General features: G+C 71.4%; 18 protein-coding genes. 9 read left to right on the forward strand and 9 right to left on the reverse strand.

The annotated features are described in order from the left end of the window. Positions 1–495, forward strand: coding sequence for a very short patch repair endonuclease (locus ACIG3E_RS09160; protein WP_399613183.1), 495 nt, complete (start codon positions 1–3; stop codon positions 493–495). Here ACIG3E_RS09160 and ACIG3E_RS09165 read toward each other — a convergent pair. After that, positions 492–1,685, reverse strand: coding sequence for a DNA cytosine methyltransferase (locus ACIG3E_RS09165; protein WP_399613185.1), 1,194 nt, complete (start codon positions 1,683–1,685; stop codon positions 492–494). The two genes, ACIG3E_RS09160 and ACIG3E_RS09165, sit on opposite strands and share 4 nt — an antisense overlap. 161 nt (positions 1,686–1,846) lie before the next feature. Between ACIG3E_RS09165 and ACIG3E_RS09170 the strand changes: the two genes are divergently transcribed. Continuing rightward, a complete protein-coding gene (locus ACIG3E_RS09170; RefSeq protein WP_399613188.1) occupies positions 1,847–2,635 on the forward strand; it encodes an HNH endonuclease in 789 nt (262 codons plus the stop codon). On the opposite strand, the gene ACIG3E_RS09175 is transcribed toward ACIG3E_RS09170, so the two are convergent. Then, positions 2,590–3,237, reverse strand: a complete 648-nt coding sequence (locus ACIG3E_RS09175; protein WP_399613191.1) for an ATP-binding protein — start codon at positions 3,235–3,237, stop codon at positions 2,590–2,592. The genes ACIG3E_RS09170 and ACIG3E_RS09175 overlap by 46 nt on opposite strands. 218 nt (positions 3,238–3,455) lie before the next feature. On the opposite strand from ACIG3E_RS09175, the gene ACIG3E_RS09180 reads away from it, so the two are divergent. The 3 genes from ACIG3E_RS09180 (at position 3,456) to ACIG3E_RS09190 (ending at position 4,925) form a co-directional block, all read left to right on the forward strand. After that, a complete protein-coding gene (locus ACIG3E_RS09180; RefSeq protein WP_399613195.1) occupies positions 3,456–4,301 on the forward strand; it encodes a helix-turn-helix domain-containing protein in 846 nt (281 codons plus the stop codon). Then, positions 4,301–4,510 carry a DUF397 domain-containing protein gene (locus ACIG3E_RS09185; RefSeq protein ID WP_399613198.1) on the forward strand — a complete coding sequence of 70 codons (210 nt, stop codon included), beginning with the start codon at positions 4,301–4,303 and terminating at the stop codon, positions 4,508–4,510. The genes ACIG3E_RS09180 and ACIG3E_RS09185 overlap by 1 nt, the downstream gene beginning before the upstream one ends. Positions 4,511–4,616: 106 nt before the next feature. Then, complete coding sequence (locus tag ACIG3E_RS09190; RefSeq protein WP_399613200.1) at positions 4,617–4,925, forward strand: hypothetical protein; 309 nt, start codon at positions 4,617–4,619, stop codon at positions 4,923–4,925. A gap of 4 nt (positions 4,926–4,929) precedes the next feature. Here ACIG3E_RS09190 and ACIG3E_RS09195 read toward each other — a convergent pair whose 3' ends face one another. Together ACIG3E_RS09195 and ACIG3E_RS09200 are read right to left on the reverse strand one after the other, a co-directional pair. Beyond that, positions 4,930–5,370, reverse strand: a complete 441-nt coding sequence (locus tag ACIG3E_RS09195) for a hypothetical protein (protein WP_399613202.1) — start codon at positions 5,368–5,370, stop codon at positions 4,930–4,932. A 96-nt stretch (positions 5,371–5,466) separates the two neighbouring features. Next, positions 5,467–6,879, reverse strand: a complete 1,413-nt coding sequence (locus ACIG3E_RS09200; RefSeq protein ID WP_399613204.1) for a DUF445 domain-containing protein — start codon at positions 6,877–6,879, stop codon at positions 5,467–5,469. Positions 6,880–7,117: 238 nt separating this feature from the next. Between ACIG3E_RS09200 and ACIG3E_RS09205 the strand changes: the two genes are divergently transcribed. The 3 genes from ACIG3E_RS09205 (at position 7,118) to ACIG3E_RS09215 (ending at position 10,606) form a co-directional block, all read left to right on the forward strand. Next, on the forward strand, positions 7,118–8,452 hold the full coding sequence (locus ACIG3E_RS09205) for an SGNH/GDSL hydrolase family protein (RefSeq protein ID WP_399613206.1): 1,335 nt from the start codon (positions 7,118–7,120) through the stop codon (positions 8,450–8,452). 165 nt (positions 8,453–8,617) lie between these two features. Beyond that, complete coding sequence (locus ACIG3E_RS09210; RefSeq protein WP_007502648.1) at positions 8,618–8,821, forward strand: cold-shock protein; 204 nt, start codon at positions 8,618–8,620, stop codon at positions 8,819–8,821. Between the two features lie 87 nt (positions 8,822–8,908). Beyond that, positions 8,909–10,606, forward strand: coding sequence for a DEAD/DEAH box helicase (locus tag ACIG3E_RS09215; RefSeq protein WP_399613209.1), 1,698 nt, complete (start codon positions 8,909–8,911; stop codon positions 10,604–10,606). Between the two features lie 38 nt (positions 10,607–10,644). On the opposite strand, the gene ACIG3E_RS09220 is transcribed toward ACIG3E_RS09215, so the two are convergent. From ACIG3E_RS09220 to ACIG3E_RS09235, 4 genes are read right to left on the reverse strand one after another with little or no spacing between them, the layout of a single operon-like run. After that, the gene (locus ACIG3E_RS09220) at positions 10,645–11,487 is read right to left on the reverse strand and encodes a DUF1707 domain-containing protein (protein ID WP_399613211.1); all 843 of its coding nucleotides are present in this window, start codon (positions 11,485–11,487) and stop codon (positions 10,645–10,647) included. A gap of 10 nt (positions 11,488–11,497) precedes the next feature. Beyond that, positions 11,498–12,466, reverse strand: a complete 969-nt coding sequence (locus tag ACIG3E_RS09225) for an ATP-binding cassette domain-containing protein (protein WP_399613214.1) — start codon at positions 12,464–12,466, stop codon at positions 11,498–11,500. A gap of 7 nt (positions 12,467–12,473) precedes the next feature. After that, positions 12,474–13,418: an ABC transporter permease gene (locus ACIG3E_RS09230; RefSeq protein ID WP_399613216.1), complete on the reverse strand. Its 945-nt coding sequence runs from the start codon at positions 13,416–13,418 to the stop codon at positions 12,474–12,476. Beyond that, positions 13,411–14,232: an ABC transporter permease gene (locus ACIG3E_RS09235; RefSeq protein ID WP_399613219.1), complete on the reverse strand. Its 822-nt coding sequence runs from the start codon at positions 14,230–14,232 to the stop codon at positions 13,411–13,413. Before ACIG3E_RS09235 ends, ACIG3E_RS09230 begins: the two co-directional genes overlap by 8 nt. Positions 14,233–15,184: 952 nt before the next feature. Here ACIG3E_RS09235 and ACIG3E_RS09240 point away from each other — a divergent pair. Beyond that, complete coding sequence (locus ACIG3E_RS09240; RefSeq protein ID WP_399613530.1) at positions 15,185–17,440, forward strand: transglycosylase domain-containing protein; 2,256 nt, start codon at positions 15,185–15,187, stop codon at positions 17,438–17,440. A 130-nt stretch (positions 17,441–17,570) separates the two neighbouring features. Here ACIG3E_RS09240 and ACIG3E_RS09245 read toward each other — a convergent pair whose 3' ends face one another. Further along, complete coding sequence (locus tag ACIG3E_RS09245; RefSeq protein WP_399613221.1) at positions 17,571–17,891, reverse strand: DMT family transporter; 321 nt, start codon at positions 17,889–17,891, stop codon at positions 17,571–17,573. Positions 17,892–17,905 lie beyond the last annotated feature (14 nt).

The raw sequence follows: 17,905 nt of genomic DNA on the forward strand, positions 1-17,905 counted from the left end.
ATGAAAGTAGAGCCGACAAAAAGCCAAGCCGCGTGGACGCCACCCGCAGGCTCTTGGGCCTCATCGGCTGACCGCCGACGGAATATGCAAGCCATCCGTAGCCGGGATACGAAGCCAGAACGATTGATCCGCAAGCTGGTGCACGCACAGGGCCTCCGGTACCGCGTTGCAGCAAAACCGCTTCCCGAGTTGCGACGTACTGCGGACATGGTCTTCCGGCCTTCGAAGGTCGCGGTGTTCATCGACGGCTGCTACTGGCACGGCTGCCCCGAGCACTACGTGCCGCCAAAGACCAACTCCGGCTACTGGTCGGACAAGGTAGCCCGGAACATGACGCGTGACAGGGATACCGACCAGCGTCTCACTGACGCCGGCTGGCTCGTGCTCCGCTTCTGGGAACACGAGCCAGCGGGAGCATGCGCCGACCGGATCGCCGCGGAGGTAGAGAAGCGCAGGACGAATTCTCGAAAGTCCGGTTCGGAGGACGCTGACTAGCTTGTCTCGCGGTCCCGCTCGCGCGCAGCCTTCAGTACATCCAGGATCGACTTGCCGACGGCCTTGGCCACCGGCGGCGGAAAGGCGTTGCCTACCTGTCGGTACTGCGCCGTCTTTCCTCCCTCGAAGTCCCACTCGGGAGGAAAGCCCTGGATGATCGCCGCCTGCACCACGGTCAGCATCGGCCCATGCTCGCCGAAGAGGTCGCGATCCTCGCTCTCCTTCTTCGCCATCGTCTTGGCATCGTTGGCCACTCCGAGCCCGTTGACGCCAAGTTGCTTCCATGCAGCCTTTGCACGGCTAGGCCCGAGATCCGCGCCGCCGTGCTTCTTCGAGCCACCCACAAGGGTGGGCGCGATGCCCCCACCCTTCCCCTTGAGCTCAGCGTCTCGGTCTTGCGCCGTCTTCAACCAATGGTTGTAGATACGACGGGCCTCATGAGCGCGCTCACCGTCGAAGAACGGCTCGTACCGTTCGAGCATGGAGGGCTGGAGGCTCTCTGCGACGCTCACCGGCTCCTCGTGCGTTGGAGTCGGCCATTCGTACTTGACATCCTTGAGGACGTCATCACGGATGGCTACGAGGATGGCACGCGGCCGGAGCTGCGGGACTCCGAAGTCGCTGGCTTCAAGGACGTCCCAGTTACAGACGGTGTAACCGAGGCCATCATCACGCACCCGCTGCCGGTCCGGGCCCCAGTAGCTTCCCCCTTGCAGCTTGGCCAGGATCTCCTCGCGGTAGTCAGCGAACTTCGGGTCCATGATCCCCCGCACGTTCTCGATCATGACTGCGCGCGGTTCGAGCTGCCCGACGAGGTCCAGCATGCGAGGGAATAGGTCGCGCTCGTCGTCTCTGCCGAGCTGCTTACCCGCGTGCGAGAAGGGCGGGCAAGGCACACCTCCCGCGAGGAGGTCCAGACCCTCTGCAGCGAAAATCTTGGCGCTCTTCTGCAGGTGCTTGGAAGGGTCGAAGGCGTTGACGTCCATCGGAGCCAGAACATCACAGTGCTCTCGCTCCCAAACCCAGCCCTCGTCCTTCTCGACGTTCGCCTTGAGGGTTTCCGCTGCATACGTGTCGATCTCAACGAGCGCGAGATGCTTGAATCCGGCCTGGTGCAAGCCGACGGCCTGCCCGCCCGCGCCGGCGCAGATCTCCACAGACGTGTATACGCGTTCCTTCATGCGGGTCATGCCCCCTCCTTACAGCCATGCAGCAGCGGACACACCGTGCAATCCGCTATCACAGAGGGTGACAGACCCCACTGACATCGAGACCTGCCTAAGTGTGCAGCACTGCCAGCCATTCACAGAACGCACCCTCCGCCACTACGAACACTCATACGATATTGCCCATGAAGGCACCCGCATGGACCGAGGACGAGCTCGTGCTGGCCGGAGCGCTTGTCGTGGAGAACGGCTGGCGCGAGCTGCGCACAGGCGATCAGGCGGTCCAAGAGCTGTCGGAGCTGCTGCGGTCGCTGCCCATTCACTCCCCCGAAGCCCTCGCATTGCCGGGCTTCCGGTCTCCGGACAGCGTCAGCCGGAAGACGACCGACTTCGCGACGAACCATCCCGGGTACAGCGGCGGGCGTACGCGATGCGACAAGCCCACGCTGCGCATGATCGCGGCTCTCATCGACCGCGAGGCCGAGATGCTCGCAGCAGCCAGGGCCATCGAGGAAGGCATCGGATCGGGACAGCTCCAGCTGTACGCACCGCAGCCCGACGAGGTGGACGACGTCGGTGTCGTCGCTGTCGAGGGACGCCTCCTCGTCCGCCAAGCGCTGGTCCGCGAGCGGAGCGCGAAGCTCAGGCGTCTGAAGATCAAGCAGGTCAAGGGGCGCGGTGAGTCGCTCCAGTGCGAGGTCTGCGGCTTCGACTTCGCCCGCACGTACGGGGAGCTCGGTGCCGACTACATCGAAGTGCACCACGTCACCCCTCTCCACGCCGCAGGTGCCGGCGAGACGAGTCTCGACGGCCTCGCCTGCCTGTGCGCCAACTGCCACCGCATGTGCCACAGAGTCAGCCCGGGGAAATCCTGGCGCACACCCGAAGAGCTGCGTGGGCTGATGCGCACATCCGTCCCAGGAGCCCGTCATGCCGCCTCCGCTTCCGAGGCCGCCCCCGTTTCCGCTTCGTAGCGGATCAGCGCCTGCTCCAGCGCTGCGTCCGGATCGCCGCCCCAGGCCGCCAGCCAATGCAACAGGTCCGCAATCACGTCCCTGGCCGATTCCTTCAGGGCGGCATGAGTGGGGACAGTCACGGAGGAGACGCCAGACACGCGCCGGTACTCGTCCAGCACTGCGGCCGCCCGCTGCGCCCGGGCGCAGTGCCGGGCGGGCTCCAGGGAGATCTCGCACCACACCGCCTTGCCCGTCGCCGTGAGCAGCGTGCCCCAGCTCAGGCTCACCGCGGCAAGCAGCTGAAGCCCCCGGCCGGACAGAGCGTCGCGGGCGGCGGGCCGGGCGGCGGGGACAGCGTGGCTCTTGTCGTGGAGTTCCAGGCGGAGCCGGTCGTCCCGCGGTTCCAGTACGAGAGTTGCCGCAGTCCCATCGCCTACGTGTTTGATGACGTTGGCCGCCAGCTCCGTGGCCGCCAGTTCGGCGGCGCCGCTCACGGCCGCAGCGCCCCACTGCTCCATCGTCCGGCGGACCGACCGGCGCAAGAACCGCAGCTCCGAGGGCACCACTTCGAAGGGCAGAACACATCGCAGCCGCCCCGTGCTCTCTTCGTAGAAGGACATACCGAGACTCCCTCTCCGGCCACACCAGCGCTGCGCCCACCGCGACCGCGCGGCGACGCTGCGTAGCCTTTCCTGTGCGAGCATGGCACAGAGAGATCTCACCATGTAACTTCTCACCGGAATCCATCGAGTGAATCCGCAGGGCTTCAACTCCCCTTCCCCATAGCCTGATCGCGGCCCGCGGGCAGGGAGCCCGCGTCGCCGAGGAGGTAGCCGACGTGCCAGCCAGGCCCACGACCCGCCGCCGCCAACTAGGCGTGACCTTGCGCAAGTTGCGGGCCCGCAAAGGGCTGACCCTTGAGGAGGCCGGGCTCCGCGTAGGCGTGTCGAAGGCGACCGTCAGCCGGTACGAGACGCGCGAAGGGCCGGTCAAGTGGCTCGTCGTGGAAGGGCTTTGCCGGGCGTACGGAGCCAGCGAGGCCGAGCGGAACGCTCTCGTCAACCTCGCCAAGGACGCCAAGCGGCAGGGCTGGTGGAGCTCCGTCGCCGACTCGATCCCGGAGAGCATGAACCTCCTGCTCACGCTGGAGGACGAGGCCGCGCGCGAGGATCACTTCGCGTGCGTCTATGTTCCAGGGCTGCTGCAGACGCGCGCGTACAGCACGGCCTTGCAGCAGGCCAACGAGGTGCGACTCGCGTCCGCCGAGATCGAGCGGCTCGTGGACATCCGCATGAGACGGCAGGAGATCCTCAGCCGCGCGGAGCCGCCGCACCTGTGGGCCATCCTCGACGAATCGGTGATCCGCCGCGTCGTCGGCTCACCCGCGATCATGCGGGAGCAGCTCAGCCAGCTCCTGGACGCCAACGAATCGGCCCGCATCACCCTCCAGATACTGCCGTTCGCCAAGGGTGCTCACGGTGCCGCCCTCGGAAGCTTTGTGATCATTGGCGGAGCGGAACCGTCGCTCGATGTCGTGTACGTCGACTACCACACGGGCTCACTCTTCCTGGAAAAGGAAGAGGAACTGAAGCGATACAGACTTGCGTTCGACTATCTGCGGGCACAAGCGTTGGACATGGAGGCGTCCTCCGCACTGATTCAACGAGTCCGCAAGGAGTTGTGATGCTGGCCCACACTCGCTCGGCCCCTGAAGATGCCTGGTTCAAGTCTTCTTACAGCGGGGCCAATGCGACAGAATGCGTAGAGGTAGCAGCCACAGCGGGTGCCGTGCTCATACGCGATTCAAAGCGCCCCGCCGGTGAAAGAATTGCCATCGCGCCTGAGGCGTGGACGGGCTTCGTCACCTCCCTTCATGGCCGCCCGCTGCGCTGACCTGCCTCTTCCCCCCTGCCTGGGCACGCGCACCCCGCCCAGAAATCACCGTCCATTACGCTCAGGCCATAGGTTCGTCCGAAAGCGTTTCGAAGGCGAGGCAAGCATGGCCAAGGTCCAAGTGCCCGTGGCAGTGGTCGCGGTGGGTGGGCTTGTGGGTGGGTACGCCACCGCCCGGTTCACCAAGAAGCGGCCCCTCGGTGGGGTCGTGCTGGCCGTTGCCGGGGCCGTGGCGGCCAAGGGGTGGCAGGAGCGGGCCGGGGGCAAGGCCGCTGCCGGGCTCGGCGCGGCGTACGTCGCGGCCTTCGCCGGGTCGCATCCGCTGGCCAAGAAGGTCGGGGCCTGGCCCGCCGTGTTCGGGGTCGCGGGTGCCGTGGGGCTCGCCTCCTGGGTCGTGGCGGACCGGCGGCGCTAGAGCGCTACGCGCTGCTTCCGGCAGCCCCGACGGCCTGCGATCGCAGCTGCCGCGCGACCCCCGCCACCACGAGCACCGCACCCCCGCCCACCGCCACGAACACCGCCCAGGCCAGCGGCCACGGCGACGCGTCCGGGGGCTCGTGGGTCAGGAACGACGCCCAGAGGAGGCCAGCCGGGGGCGCGGCCACCACCGGCAGGACCCAGTACAGGCGATCGCGGTAGCCGAAGTAGGCGGCGAGGGCCAGGACCGTGACGACGACGCCGGTGATGCCCGCGGCCGTGACGGGGGACGTCTCCTCGATGCCGCCCGGCGTCTCGGCGCGATTGCGCAGGTCCCAGGGCAGGAAGAGCAGATACGTGGCCGCCGCCAGGCCCGCGCCGAGCAGCCGGACCATCCCCCGCTCTAGGAGGGGGCGGGCGCGCAAGGGGCTCAGTGCGTTCATGTGTACGACGGTGGCGTGCGGGCAGGGGGCTCCGCCTGAGTACGCGTACTCAGTTCCCCGGGCGCGGCGCCCCCTCGGGCGAAGCCCACCGCCCCGTCAGCCCCCGAACAGCCGCGAAACCGAGTAGATCGCCAAGCCCGCCAGCGAGCCCACCACCGTGCCGTTGATGCGGATGAACTGGAGGTCGCGGCCGATGTGCGCCTCGATCTTCTTCGAGGTGTGCTCCGCGTCCCAGCCCGCGACCGTGTCGGTGATCAGCGAGGTGATCTCGTCGCGGTACGTCGTCACGACGTACACCGCCGCGCCCTCGACCCAGCCGTCGACCTTCTGCTGGAGGCGGGTGTCGCCCGCCATGCGCGCGCCGAGCGAGAGGAGGGCCGCCCGCACCCGGAGCCGCAGCTCGCTGCGCTCGTCCTCGGCGGCGGCCACGATCATCTGGCGGACCGCCGACCAGGCGGAGGCGATCAGGTCCTGCACCTCGCCGCGGGCGAGGACCTCGCGCTTGAGGTGCTCCACGCGCGCGCGGGTGTCCGAGTCGGACTGCAGGTCGGCGGCGAAGTCGGTGAGGAAGCGGTCGAGGGCCCCGCGCGCGGGGTGCTCGGGCATGTCGCGCATCTCGGTGACGAAGCGGAGCAGCTCGCGGTAGACGCGCTCGCCGACCTTCTTGTCGACGAAGCGGGGGGTCCAGCCGGGGGCGCCGCCCTGCACCGCGTCCATGACCTGGTCCGCGTGCACGACCAGCCAGTCGTGGGCGCGGACGCACACCAGGTCGACGAACCGCTTGTGCCCGCCGTCCGCGACGACCTTCTCCAGCATCTTGCCCATGCCGGGCGCGATCTCCTGCGCGTCCGCGCGGCGCGTGATGGCCTCGCCGACGACGGCCTGGACGTCCGAGTCGCGCAGCACGGTCAGGGCGCCGCGCAGCGCCGTGGCCAGCTCGGCCGTCACCCGGTCGGCGTGCTCAGGCTCGGCCAGCCAGGCGCCGAGGCGGCTGCCGATGCCCACGGCCCGCAGCCGCTGGCGCACGACGGTCCGGGAGAGGAAGTTCTCCCCCACGAAGTCACCCAGCGAGGCGCCCAGCTGGTCCTTCTTCTTGGGGATGATCGCGGTGTGCGGGATGGGGATGCCGAGCGGGTGGCGGAACAGGGCCGTGACCGCGAACCAGTCGGCGAGCGCGCCGACCATGCCCGCCTCGGCCGCCGCCGCGACGTAACCGGCCCAGGCGCCCGCGCCCTCGTGCCGCGCCCACTTCGCGAGGACGTACACGACCGCGACGAACAGCAGGAGCCCCGTCGCCGTGAGCTTCATCCGGCGCACGCCGCGCCGCTTCTCCTCGTCGGCCGCGCTGTAGGTGAAGCCGGAGCCAGGAGGGCCCGACGGGTCCGCCAGGCCCCCCGCGTCCCCCGGGTCCCCCGCGCCCGCCGGGTCCCCCACGTCCATGAGGGCCTTGGCCCCCCGCGGCGCCCCGGAATCCGTTTCGAGTGGTTCCTCACCCTTGATGCGATTCATGCCCAGCGCCCCGTCTCGCGTCGTTCGTCGTACGCATTGTCCCTTCAGGTCCCTTCCGGGTGCCCTTCAGCGGGTCCCATCCGGGTTCCCTTCAGACCGACTCCCGGAACGGACGAGGAGTTCCCGACGTCTGAAGGAGCGGAGGGGGGCACCGTCGGCCTCCTCGCGGCCCATGACGCATCATGGGGTCATCACACCGGAGCCTCGGGCTCCCCCTGCCCGAGGAGAAAAAGGCCGCATGACCAAGCGTCACGGTTATGCACTGCTGGCCGCTTTGCTCGCGGTCACCCTGGTCGTGTCGGCGGCCATATACCTCGGCGTCACCGGCGCCGACGACACCGGGGACGCGTCCGGCGCGAACCCCCGTGCACCGCGCAACTCCGCGGCCCCCGCCTCCGCTGGCACCTGGGTCGGGACCTGGTCGGCGTCCCCGGCGGGCGCCGAGCCCGGCACGGAGGCGCACGGCCTCGCGGGCCGCTCCGTGCGCAACGTGGTGCACACCAGCGTGGGCGGCGACGGCGCCCGCGTCACCCTCTCGAACCTGTACGGCAGCCGGCCGCTGACCGTCACGCACGCCTCCCTCGCGGTGGCCGCCGGGGCCGGAAGCCCGGCCGCGGCCGCCGACACGCTGCGCCGCCTCACCTTCCGGGGCGAGACGTCCGTCGTCATCCCGCCCGGCCGCCAGGTGGTCAGCGACGCGGCGCGCCTGCGCGTCCCGCACGACGCGGACCTGCTGGTCACCACGTACTCGCCGACGCCCTCGGGCCCGGTGACGTACCACCCGCACGCCCGCCAGATCTCCTACGTGGCCGACGGCGACCGGACCGAGGACGCGACCGGGGCGGCGTACCACGAGCAGAGCCCGTACTGGCGGTACGTCTCCGCAGTGGACGTGCTCAGCAGCGACACGGACGGCACGGTCGTCGTCATCGGGGACTCGATCACCGACGGCATCACGTCCACCATGGGCGCCAACCGCCGCTGGACCGACGTGCTCGCGGACCGGCTGCGCGACGAGGCGGGCGCGCCGCGCTACAGCGTCGTCAACCAGGGCATCAGCGGCAACCGCGTCCTGTCCGACGGGCGGCCCGGCCGCTTCGCGGACGCCCCCGCGGCCAACCCCAGCGGCCTGTCCCGCTTCGGCCGCGACGTCCTCGGCCGCAGCGGCGCCAAGGCCGTCGTCATCGCCCTCGGCATCAACGACATCCTGCGCAACCCGCGGCAGACCGACGCCCAGCGCATCCTCGACGGGCTGCGGGAGCTGACCCGCCAGGCCCACACCCGCGGCCTGCGCGTCGTCGGCGCCACCCTCATGCCCTTCGGCGGCCACCGGGGCTACACCCCCGCCCTGGAGGCGGTGCGGCAGTCCGTCAACGCCGAGATCCGCTCGGGGAGGGTCTTCGACGACTACGTGGACTTCGACAAGGCCCTGCGCGACCCGTACGACCCCCGCAGGCTCCTGCGCCGCTACGACTCGGGCGACAGCCTCCACCCCAGCGACGCGGGCTTCCGCCGCATGGGCGAGACCTTCGATCTGGGGGCCCTGAAGGGGTCGGGAGCGGCCGAGCTCTGAGATCACCGTCACCCGGCGACTGCCGCCGGGCTGTGTTAGAGTTTCAGCGTTGCAGTTGTGGTACCCATGAACCTATGTGCGCCTGACGGGAATGTTTCCTCGGGCGCATTAGTTTTTTACCGGCATCTCCGGATGGGGCCTCTGCCTACAGTCAAGGAGAATGTCATGGCACAGGGAACCGTGAAGTGGTTCAACTCGGAAAAGGGCTTCGGCTTCATCGAGCAGGACGGCGGCGGCCCCGACGTCTTCGCCCACTACTCGAACATCGCCACCCAGGGCTTCCGTGAGCTCCAGGAGGGCCAGCGCGTCTCCTTCGACGTGACGCAGGGCCAGAAGGGCCCGCAGGCGGAGAACATCGTCCCCGCCTGATCGCCGGACGCGTATCCACTCACCGGGGTCCGTACCGTCACGGTGCGGACCCCGGTTTGTGCTGTTTCCAGGAAGGCAAGTACCCGCATGTCCCGCAGGCCCCAGAAGCCGAACCGGCGCGCGTCGTCGGCCAAGACGTCCTCGTCCAGGTCGTCCAAGTCGTCCGCGTCCTCGGCGCCGCCCGCGAGGGATTTCCGGCTGCCGGAGAACACGACACCCGCACTCCCCGCCGTCGAGGGCTTCGCCGATCTGGACATGCCCTCGGGCCTGCTCAAGACCCTCACCGCGCAGGGGGTGACCACCCCCTTCCCCATCCAGGCCGCCACGCTGCCCAACTCGATCGCCGGGCGCGACCTCCTCGGCCGCGGCCGCACCGGCTCCGGCAAGACGCTGGCCTTCGGGCTCGCGCTGCTGACCCGCACGGCCGGTCTGCGCGCCGAGCCCAAGGCGCCCCTCGCCCTCGTCCTCGTGCCCACGCGTGAGCTCGCCCAGCAGGTCACGGACGCGCTGACCCCCTACGCGACGGCCGTGAACCTCCGCCTCGCCACCGTGGTCGGCGGCCTCTCCATCACCAAGCAGGCCGCCACGATCCGGCGCGGCGCCGAGGTCGTCGTGGCCACCCCCGGCAGGCTCAACGACCTGGTGGAGCGCGGCGACTGCGTGCTCGGCGACGTCCGCGTCACGGTGCTCGACGAGGCCGACCAGATGACCGACATGGGCTTCCTGCCGCAGATCACCAAGCTGGTCGAGCGCGTACGGCCCGACGGTCAGCGCCTGCTCTTCTCGGCCACCCTGGACCGGAACATCGACCGCCTGGTGCAGCGGTTCCTGACCGACCCGGTGGTGCACTCCGTGGACCCGTCCGCGGGCGCGGTGACCACCATGGAGCACCACGTGCTCCACGTGCAGGACGAGACCGACAAGAAGGCCGTCACCACGCGCATCGCGGCCCGCGACGGCCGGGTGATCCTCTTCATCGACACCAAGCGGGCCGCGGACCGGCTCGCCAAGCGGCTCCTGGCCGTGGGCGTCCGCGCGGCGGCCCTGCACGGCGGCCGCTCCCAGCCGCAGCGCAACCGCACCCTGGAGCAGTTCAAGAACGGGCAGGTCACCGCCCTGGTGGCGACGAACGTCGCGGCCCGGGGCATACACGTCGACGACCTCGACCTCGTCGTGAACGTCGATCCCCCCGCCGACCACAAGGACTATCTGCACCGCGGCGGCCGCACGGCCCGCGCCGGTGACTCCGGCAGCGTGGTCACGCTGGTCCTGCCCGAGCAGAAGCGGGACATCACCCGGCTCATGTCGGACGCGGGCATCCGCCCCCGGACCAGCCGCGTCACGTCGAGCGACACGGAGCTCGCCGACATCACCGGCGCCCGCGAGCCCTCCGGCGTGGCCGTCACCATCGAGGTCCCGCAGCCCCAAGCACCGGCGTCCGGCCGTGCCGACGGGGCGCCCGGCTCCGAGTCCCGCAGGCGGTCCAGCCGCCGACGCCGCGGTGGCGGCGGGGCGAAGGCCGCGGCGGGCACCGCGACCGGCGCCACGGGCACGGCCGGGGGCCGGGGCTCGGAACGCCGGAGCTCGGAGCGCCGGGCGTCCGGCGGGACGACGGCGGGCGCGGCCTCCGGCCGTGGCTCCGGCCGTGGCTCCGGCCGCCGGTCCGCGGCCGGTGCCGCCTCCGGCAACGCCGGGCGCGGTTCCGGACGGCGTACGGCCGCGGGCGGCGCCAAGGGCGGCGCGGGCACCGGCCGCCAGGGCGGCCGCCGGGACTCCGCGGCCTAGGGCCCGTCCGATGCGTCGGCGCGGCGGGGGCGAGCGGGCTACTGCCCGTCCCCGCCGTGGATGCCGTGGTGCCGGTCCTCCGTCCGGCGGTGGTGCTCCTCCACCCGGCGGCGGTGGAGTTCGTGGCGCTCCTGGTGGGCCAGGCGCCGGGCCTCGCGCTCCTCGATGCGCTCCTGGCGGCGCTGCTCCTTCAGGCGCTGGCGCTCGGCCTTGCGGAGCTTGCGCTCGACGCCGACGCCGCCCATCAGGGCGAAGCCGGTGACGGTCACCCGCGGGGAGCCCGGGGTGCCCTCGCCCGTGGCGTCGTCGCCGAAGCCGCCCATGATGCCGAAGCCCTTGACGGTGACGTTCAGTTCGGGCGGCACGGTGACCTGGATGCCGCCCATGATCGTGAAGCAGCGGATCACGACGTCCCGTTCGGCGAAGCGCGCCTCGCGCAGGTCGATCTCGCCGCCGCCCCACATCGCGAACGACGTGAAGAGCCGCCCGATGGTCCAGCCGCCCTTGCGGTTGAAGCCGCTCCAGAGGGCGAAGGCGCCGCTGGAGGTGGGCTCGGCGCCCACGACGACGCGCTCCGCCCAGTCGATCTCCGTCGAACCGTCGTCGGCGGACCGCTTGACCAGGGAGGTCTTGGGGGCGACCGCACCGGCCGCGGGCAGGTCCCGGGTGAGCGGCGCGAGGTCGCCGTACGTACGGGCGCGGTAGGCCGAGTCCACCCGCTCGGTGAACTCGTCCATGTCGAGGCGGCCCTCGGCGAGGGCCTCGCGCAGGACCTCGGCGACGCGCTCGCGGTCGGCGTCGGAGGCGCGGAGCCCCGGATCCGGCGCGCCGGGGACGGCCGGTGGCGACGCGGGGGGCTGGGAAGACTCGGCGTCCGTCATACCCCGAAGCCTACGAGGTCCCCCGGTCGGCGTACATCTTGGCGATGACGGCCTCGATGTCCGGCTCGCGCACGGAGAGGTCGACGAGCGGATAGCGCTCGGCGACCGCGGCGACCAGAGGCGCCGCGGAGGCGTCCGCGGGGAAGGCCAGCCACTGCCGGGGGCCCTCGGTGCGCACGACCCGCGCCGACTCGACCTCCAGGGGCGGCAGTTCGTGCTCCAGGTCCACGATCAGCATGCGCTCGCTCTGGCCCGCCTCGTGGAGGCCGTCGAGCGGGCCGTCGTACATCAGGCGCCCGTGGTCGATGACCATGACGCGCTCGCAGAGCTGCTCGATGTCGGTGAGGTCGTGCGTGGTGAGCAGGACCGTGGTGCCGGACTCGGCGTTCAGGTCGCGCAGGAAGCCGCGGACCTTGGCCTTGCTGACCACGTCGAGGCCGATGGTCGGCTCGTCGAGGTAGAGGACCTCCGGGTCGTGCAGGAGCGCCGCCGCGATGTCGCCGCGCATGCGCTGGCCGAGCGAGAGCTGCCGTACGGGGACGTCCAACAGGGCGCCCAGGTCCAGGAGTTCGACGCAGCGGTCGAGGTTCTCGGCGAAGCGGGCGTCCGGGATCCGGTACATCCGGTGCATCAGGCGGTACGAGTCGATGAGCGGCAGGTCCCACCACAGCGTGGTGCGCTGGCCGAAGACGACGCCGATGTGCCGGGCCAGGCGGGTGCGTTCGCGGGCCGGGTCGATGCCCGCGACCCGCAGTCGGCCGCCGCTGGGCGTGAGGATGCCGGTGAGCATCTTGATGGTGGTCGACTTGCCCGCGCCGTTCGGCCCGATGTAGCCGACCATCTCGCCGCGCGGCACCCGGAAGGTGATGCCGTCGACGGCCCGCACCTCGTGCCGCTCGCGGCGCAGGAGGCCGGTCCTCCTGCGGACGTCGAAGACCTTCTCGACGCCGTCGAGGGTGATGAACGCGTCGGTGTCCACGTAAGAGTCAGCTCCCTGTGCTGCGGTACGAGCGGAGTCCCGCGCGCCAGGCGAGCCCCGCGAGCGCCAGGCACGCGAGGGCCACGAGCGGCGGGGCGAAGGCGGCCCACTCCGGCAGGCCCAGCGGGGCCGGGCGGTCGAGGACGTACAGGCCGGGCAGCCAGTTCACGAAGGCGATCGGGACGACGAAGGTGACCCCGCGCACCAGGTCGTCGGCGAAGACGGTCGGCGGGTACTGGAGCAGCGTGTTGCCGCCGTACGTGACGGAGTTCTGCACCTCGGAGGCGTCCTGGGCGACGAACTGGAAGGCCGCGCCGAGCACGAAGACGGCGGCGAAGATCCCGGCCCCGCTGATCAGCATCAGCGGCACGAGGAGCACCTTCAGGGGCGTCCAGGCGATGTCCACGCTCCAGAAGGCGTACGCGAGGACCAGCAGGCCCTGGGTGATGCGGCCGAGGCGGCGCAGCGCGAAGCGGTCGGCCGCGACCTGCGCGAGGACCGGCACGGGGCGGACCAGGAGGGTGTCGAGCGTGCCGTCGCGCACCCGGGTGCCGAGCCGCTCCATGGAGCCCATGGCGAGGTCGGCCACGCCGAAGGCGGTGGACGCCGCCCCGTACAGGAAGGCGATCTCGCCGAGGCCGTAGCCGCCGAGCCGGTCCACCTGGGAGAACATCAGCAGGATCGCGACGAAGTCGAGCGCGGTCGCCGCGAAGTTCCCGAAGGTCGTCAGCGCGAAGGAGGCGCGGTAGGCCATCGTGGAGCGGATCCACATGGCGGTGATCAGGCGGTAGGCGCGCACGCCCTCGCGGGCCCTGCCGAGCGGCCCCACCGGCACGCCGAGGCCGCCGGGCACCGGCCCCCCGGCCCGCTCACCCGGCGGCTCGGCCCGCTCACGCGGCGGCTCGGCCCGCTCCTGGGGCGGCTCGGGCCGCTCCCGCAGCGACTCAGCCACCCTGGACCACCACCCGGCGGGTCGCCACGCCCTGGAGCAGCCGTCCGAGGGCGAGCAGCCCCGCCGCCCAGGCGGCCTGGAAGGCGTAGATCGCGAGGAGCCCGGTGCCCGTGTGCTTGCCGAGGAACACGTCCGCGGGCACCTGGAGCAGCGCGGACCAGGGCAGGGCCCGGGCGGCCTCGCCGAGGGCGCCGGGGAAGACGTTCAGGGGCAGCAGCATGCCGGAGAAGAACGTGCCCGCGAGCCAAGAGATCTGGGCCACGCCCGTGCCGTCCAGGAGCCAGAAGGCGCTGAGCGCCACCAGATAGCGCAGGGCGAAGCTGACGACGACGCCGAGGAACACCGCGAGGAGCGTCGCGAGCCAGGTCAACGCGGACGTCGGCAGCGCGAGTTGGAAGGCGAGCGCCCCGAAAGTCATCGGCACCACCCCACGGCCCAGAAGGTGGAACGCGGCCCGGCCCAGATCGCTCGCGAGCCACCACGCCTGGAGGTCGGCGGGCCGGTGGAGGTCGGTCGCCACGTCGCCGGTGCGGATGCGCTCCATCAGCTCCGCCTCGAAGCCGCCGCCCATCGCCGCGACGGTCATCAGGAGGGCCTGTCCGAGCCAGACGTACGTGAGCGCCTGCGCCTGGTCGTATCCTCCTAGTCCGGGTCTCTCGTCCCAGAGGGCTTTGTAGGTGTAGGCCAGGATCACCCCGAACACCGTGTTGGTGAACACACCCGCCAGCGTCGCCATCCGGTATGTGGCGAATCTCCGGAAGTTTCCTCCGGCGACGGCCGCGTACAAGCGGAACCGTCCTGTTCTCACGCACATCCCTTTCAGAGAGCCTCGTCCCGCTTCCAGGCCGGGCGCCCGGACCGCGTGTCCGGACCGAAGCGCAGGAGCCTAATGTGAGCGGGGCCGTCCGTGCCAGGCAATTTCGCCGCGCGGCGCGTGCCTGGTCAGAAGGGCATGCGGAGACAGTGTGCAATGGGTCGTACGAGGCGTACGACGCGAACTGGGAGTTCCGCGAGACATGAGCAGCGACGAGCCGCAGCAGCAGCGTGGCCCCGGGCGCGGGCCCGCTGACGGGCCCGGGGAGCCCGCCGCCCCCGAGGACGGGCCTGCGGCCCCGCGCCAGGACGCCCCCGAGGGGGCCCGCCGCCCCGCCGACGCCGGGCGCCCGGGCGTCCCCGGCAAGGGTGACGGGCCCGCGCGCCGGGATGACCCCGCCGCGCGCCCCGGCCAGGGCGCGCCCGACCCCGCCACCCAGCAGATCCGGCCGGTCACCGACCGGGACGGGGCCGCGCCGCGGGGCAAGGGCGAGGGCGACGCCGCGCGCTTGCGCAAGAACGGCTCCGCCGCGCCGCCCCGGGCCACCCCGGCCGCCGGGGCGAACGACCCCGCGACCCAGCAGATCCGCCCCGTCAAGGCCGGTGCCCAGGGGGCCGCGGCCGGGGCGGCCGGGGCCGCGGCCGGGGCGGCCGGGGCCGCGGCCGGGGCGGCCGGGGCCGCGGCCGGGGCGGCCGGGGCCGCGGCGAAGGGCGGCCCCGCCACGACCCGGCTGCGGCCCGTGCGGCCCGAGGGGCCCGGCGCCGCGCACCAGGAGCCCGGGAACGGCAGGCCGCAGGGCTGGGCGCCCCGCGACCCCGACGAGGGCGGGGCGGGCGACGGCGACGGGGCGAGCCCCGCCGGGCCAGCAGCGCCCGGCCAGCAGGGCAAGAAGGGCAAGAAGGCGAAGCGGCCCAAGCGCAAGGGCTGGCGGCGCCTCTTCCCGACCTGGCGGATGGTGCTCGGCGCCTTCATCCTGTTCATCCTGCTCGGCGTGGGCGCGTTCATGACGGGCTACTTCCTCGTGAACATCCCGCCCGCCAACGCCATGGCCACCAAGCAGAGCAACGTCTACCTGTACTCCGACGGCACCGAGATCGCCCGCGACGGCAAGGTCAACCGCGAGAACGTGCCGCTGTCGAAGGTGCCCAAGAAGGTCCAGCACGCGGTCCTCGCCGCCGAGGACCGGGACTTCTACAGCGAGTCCGCCGTCGACCCCAAGGCGATGCTCCGCGCGGGCTGGAACACGCTCACCGGCAAGGGCAAGCAGTCCGGTTCGACGATCACCCAGCAGTACGTGAAGAACTACTACCTGGCGCAGGAGCAGACGGTCTCGCGCAAGGTGAAGGAGTTCTTCATCGCGATCAAGCTGGACCGCGAGGTGAGCAAGGACGAGATCCTCCAGGGCTATCTGAACACCAGCTACTTCGGCCGCAGCGCGTACGGCGTGCAGGCCGCGGCGCAGGCGTACTACGGCAAGGACGTCGAGGACCTGTCCGTCGGCCAGGGCGCGTACCTGGCGACCCTGGTGAACTCCCCCAACGCCTACGACGTGGCGACGCACCCGGAGAACAAGCCGCGTGCCGTCGCGCGCTGGAACTACGTCCTGGACGGCATGGTCAAGGAGGGCTGGCTCGACCGGGCCGAGCGGGACAAGGTCAAGTTCCCGATGCCGGAGCAGGCGAAGGGCGCGCCGGGCCTCTCCGGCCAGCGCGGCTACGTCGTGAAGGCCGTCGAGGACTATCTGATCGAGAACCGGATCGTCGACGAGGACACCCTCAGCAAGGGCGGCTACCGCATCACCACCACGCTCCAGAAGCCCAAGCAGGACGCCTTCGTGAAGGCCGTCGACGAGCAGGTCATGTCGAAGGTCGACAAGAAGGCCCGCAAGATCGACAAGGACGTGCGGGTGGGCGGCGCGTCGGTGGACCCGAAGACCGGCAAGGTCGTCGCGATGTACGGCGGCATCGACTACACCAAGCAGTTCGTGAACAACGCGACCCGGCGCGACTACCAGGTCGGCTCGACCTTCAAGCCGTTCGTGTTCACCTCGGCGGTGGAGAACGACTCGACCACGCAGGACGGCCGCCCGATCACGCCGAACACGGTCTACGACGGCAACAACCGCCGCCCGGTCCAGGGCTGGGACGGCGGCACGTACGCGCCCGCCAACGAGGACGACTACCAGTACGGCGACATCAGCGTGCGCGAGGCCACGGACAAGTCCGTGAACTCGGTGTACGCGCAGATGGCCGTCGACGTCGGCTCGGACAAGGTCAAGGAGACCGCGGTCGCGCTCGGCGTCCCGGCGAAGACGCCGGACCTGACCGCGTCCCCGTCGATCGCGCTCGGCCCGTCCACGGCGTCCGTCCTGGACATGACCGAGGCGTACGCGACGCTCGCCAACCACGGCAAGCACGGCACGTACACGCTCGTCGAGAAGATCAGCAAGGACGGCCAGGACATCGCCCTTCCGCAGCGCAAGACGACGACGGCGGTGAGCCGCGAGGCCGCCGACACGACGACGTCGATCCTGCAGAGCGTGGTGCAGTCCGGCACCGGCCGCGAGGCCCTCGCCGCGGGCCGCCCGGCGGCGGGCAAGACGGGTACGGCGGAGAACGACAAGGCGGCCTGGTTCGCGGGCTACACCCCCGACCTCGCCACCGTGGTCGCTGTGATGGGCCAGGACCCGGTCACGGCGGCGCAGACGCCGCTGTACGGGGCGCTCGGCGAGACCCGCATCAACGGCGGCGGCTACCCGGCGAAGGTGTGGGCGCAGTTCACCAAGGACGCCCTGGAGGGCAAGCCCGTCAACGAGTTCGACCTCCAGCTGGAGCCGGGCTCCGAGGAGCCGGTCGCGCCGGACCCGTCGCAGTCGGCGCAGGAGCCCGACGAGGGCGACGACACCGGCGGCGCGGCGGACGGGGGGCCGTCGGAGGAACCGGACCAGGGCGGCGGCCGGACCCAGGGCGGTCAGACCCAGGAGCCGACCGGCGGCCAGGGCCAGGGTGGCCAGGATCAGGGTGGCCAGGACCAGGGCGGTCAGACCCAGGACCCGACCGGCGGGCAGGACCAGGGCGGCGCTGCGCAGGGCGGCGGTGCGGGTGGCGGGGGCGCCAGCGGGGACAACGACGGGGGGCCGGGCGGCGGGGCCGCCCAGGGGGCCCTTGGTGGGCTCACCGTGGGGACCGGTGGGCGGGACGACGATTGAGCCTGCGGGTGCGTGGGGGCTGGGCGCGCCCACGCGGCGGAGCCGCACATGACGCAGCCCCGCGCCCCTTAAGGGGCGCCCCCCCGGGGCTCAGTGACCGGCTGCGCCCCTCGCGGGGCGCCCCCCGGGCTCAGTGGCCGCTCGTCGCCTTGAGGCCCACCACAGCCACGAGCAGCAGGCAGACGAAGAAGATCCGGGCCGCGGTGGTGGGCTCGCCCAGGGCGGCCATGCCGACCACCGCGGCGCCCGCGGCGCCGATGCCGACCCAGACGCCGTAGGCCGTGCCGATGGGGAGCGTCTTCGCCGCGTACGACAGCAGGACCATGCTCGCGACGATGCCCGCGCCGGTGAACACGCTCGGCCACAGGCGGGTGAACCCCTCGGTGAACTTCATGCCGATCGACCAGCCGACTTCGAGCAGACCGGCGACGATGAGCAGGACCCAGGCCATGACGGCACCTCCGA

The organism is Streptomyces sp. NPDC053474 (genome assembly GCF_044544845.1).
GTDB lineage: Bacteria > Actinomycetota > Actinomycetes > Streptomycetales > Streptomycetaceae > Streptomyces.